The organism is Inquilinus sp. (assembly GCF_039594555.1).
GTDB lineage: Bacteria > Pseudomonadota > Alphaproteobacteria > DSM-16000 > Inquilinaceae > Inquilinus.
On record NZ_JBCNNF010000635.1, the window covers coordinates 1 to 2,628 of the forward strand.

General features: G+C 71.9%; 3 protein-coding genes. 2 read left to right on the forward strand and 1 reads right to left on the reverse strand.

The genetic code is table 11. The features are described 5' to 3' along the window. The coding region (locus tag ABDW35_RS35305) for an AsnC family protein (protein WP_343718513.1) at nucleotides 1-106 on the reverse strand (106 nt) is incomplete at its 3' end. 139 nt (nucleotides 107-245) lie between these two features. Between ABDW35_RS35305 and alr the strand changes: the two genes are divergently transcribed. Beyond that, nucleotides 246-1,400: an alanine racemase gene (gene alr / locus ABDW35_RS35310; protein WP_343718511.1), complete on the forward strand. Its 1,155-nt coding sequence runs from the start codon at nucleotides 246-248 to the stop codon at nucleotides 1,398-1,400. Beyond that, nucleotides 1,397-2,628 (forward strand): D-amino acid dehydrogenase (locus ABDW35_RS35315; RefSeq protein ID WP_343718512.1); only part of this gene is annotated, 1,232 nt, incomplete at its 3' end. The genes alr and ABDW35_RS35315, both read left to right, overlap by 4 nt.

Genomic DNA, 2,628 nt, shown 5'->3' on the forward strand with positions numbered 1-2,628 from the left:
CCGACGGCGACAGGCCGACCGCCTCCGCCAGGTCGGCGTTGCTGATGCGGCCATCGGCGCGCAGGAGCTGGATGATCTTGCGGTCGATGGCGTCGAGCGTGGTCATGCGTGGTTTCTGCGAAAACCGGTGAATTTGCTGCGAACACCAGACCATCCGGCCGCAGAAGGATCAACGGAAATCAAGGATCGCCGAGGGCCTGCGGCCGTATCCTGAAGCTGTTGGATCCCCTGCGGTTCGGCCCCCTATGACCACCCTCCTCCCCGATGCCTCCGGCGCCACCCTGATCGTCGATCTCGCCGCGATCCGGGAGAACTACCGGTCGCTGCGCCGCCGCCTGGGCCGCACGATCTGCGCCGGCGTGCTCAAGGCCGATGCCTATGGGCTGGGCGCCGACCGCGTCGGCCCGGCGCTGGCCGCCGAGGGCTGCCGCCACTTCTTCGTCGCCCATCTCGAGGAGGGCATCGCCCTTCGGCCGCATGTGCCGGAGGCGGCGGAGGTGTACGTGCTGCACGGGCCGATGCCCGGCTGCGAGGATATCGCCCTGGCCCATCGCCTGACCCCGGTGCTGAACAGCCTGGAGCAGGTCGAGGGCTGGACCACCCTGGCGCGCCGCCTGGAACAGGCGCTGCCGGCGGTGCTGCAGCTGGACACCGGCATGTCGCGCATGGGTCTGTCGCCGGCCGAGCTGGACCGGATCGTCGATGAGTCCGGGCTGTTGGCCGGCCTCGAGCTACGCCTGGTGATGAGCCACCTCGCCTGCGCCGAGCGGCAGGACCATCCGGCCAACGGCACCCAGCGCCTGCGCTTCGATGTCGCCCGCCGCCGCCTGCCGCCGGCCCCGGCCGCGCTGGCCAACTCCTCCGGCATCTTCCTCGGCCCCGACTTCCACTACGACATGGCCCGGCCCGGCGCCGCGCTGTACGGGCTGGCCCCGGTGGCCGGCGCGCCGAACCCGCTGCGCCAGGTGGTGCGGCTGCAGGCCCGCGTGGTGCAACTGCGGACGATCGCCGCCGGCGACGAGGTCGGCTACGGCCTGAGCTGGCGCGCCCAAGGCCCGGCCCGCATCGCCACCGTGGCGGTGGGCTATGCCGACGGCGTCCCGCGCAGCCTGAGCAATGCCGGCACCGCCCATCTCGGCGACGTCGCCCTGCCGATCGTCGGCGCCGTGTCGATGGACTCGATCGGCCTCGATGTCTCGGCCCTGCCGGAGGGTACGCTGCGCCCCGGCGCCATGGTCGAGCTGATCGGCCCGCATCGCAGCGTCGACGCTGTCGCCGCCGATGCCGGGACCATCGGCTACGAGCTCCTGACCCGCCTCGGCCGCCGCTTCCGCCGCGACTATCGCGACGCCGCGCCGGCCCCCTCACCCGCTTTGGTTCTCGAAGGAGTTCCGTCGTGAAGGTCATCGTCCTCGGCGCCGGCGTCATCGGCGTGACCACCGCCTTTTACCTCGCCCGCGCCGGCCATGAGGTGACGGTGGTCGACCGGCAGGCGGGGCCGGCGAACGAGACCAGCTTCGCCAATGCCGGCCAGGTCTCGCCCGGCTATTCGGCGCCCTGGGCCGCCCCCGGCGTGCCGCTAAAGGCGATCAAGTGGATGCTGATGGAGCACAGCCCCTTCGTGCTGCGCCCGCAGCTGGACACCAGGCAGTGGCTGTGGCTGGCGCAGATGCTGCGCAACTGCACCGCCGCCCGCTACGCCGTGAACAAGGAGCGGATGGTCCGCCTGGCCGAGTACAGCCGCGACTGCCTGCGCCAGCTGCGCGCCGACACCGGCATCGCCTATGACGACAAGGCGCAGGGCACGCTGCAGCTGTTCCGCACCCAGAAGCAGGTCGACGCCGCGGCCAAGGACATCGCCGTGCTGCAGGAGGCCGGCGTGCCCTACGAGGTGCTGGACCCGGCCGGCTGCGCCGTGGTCGAGCCGGCGCTGGCGGGCGTGAAGGACAAGCTGGCCGGCGGCCTGCGCCTGCCGGGCGACGAGACCGGCGACTGCTTCAAATTCACCAACAACCTGGCGAAGCTGGCCGAGGGCCTGGGCGTCAGCTTCCGCTGGGGCGTCCGCATCGCCGGGCTGATGACCGACGGCAACCGCATCGGCGGCGTGGCACTGGAGGGCGGCGAGACCCTGAGCGCCGACGGCTATGTCCTGGCGCTGGGCAGCTACTCCCCGCTCCTGCTCAAGCCGCTGGGCATCGAGATCCCGGTCTATCCGGTCAAGGGCTACTCGATCACCGTGCCGGTCACCGAGGCCGCGGGGGCGCCCGTCTCGACCGTGATGGACGAGACCTACAAGGTCGCGATCACCCGGCTGGGCGACCGCATCCGCGTCGGCGGCACCGCCGAGCTGGCGGGGTACAGCAGCAGGCTGTGGGACGCCCGGCGGCGGACGCTGGAGCATTCCGTCACCGACCTGTTCCCGGCGGGCGGCGACGTCTCCCGCGCCAGCTTCTGGACCGGCATGCGGCCGATGACGCCGGACGGCACCCCGGTGGTCGGCCGCACGCCCTATGGCAACCTGTTCCTCAACACCGGCCACGGCACGCTGGGCTGGACCATGGCCTGCGGCTCCGGCCGGGTGATGTCAGACATCGTCTCCGGCCGCCGTGCCGAGATCGACCTGGAAGG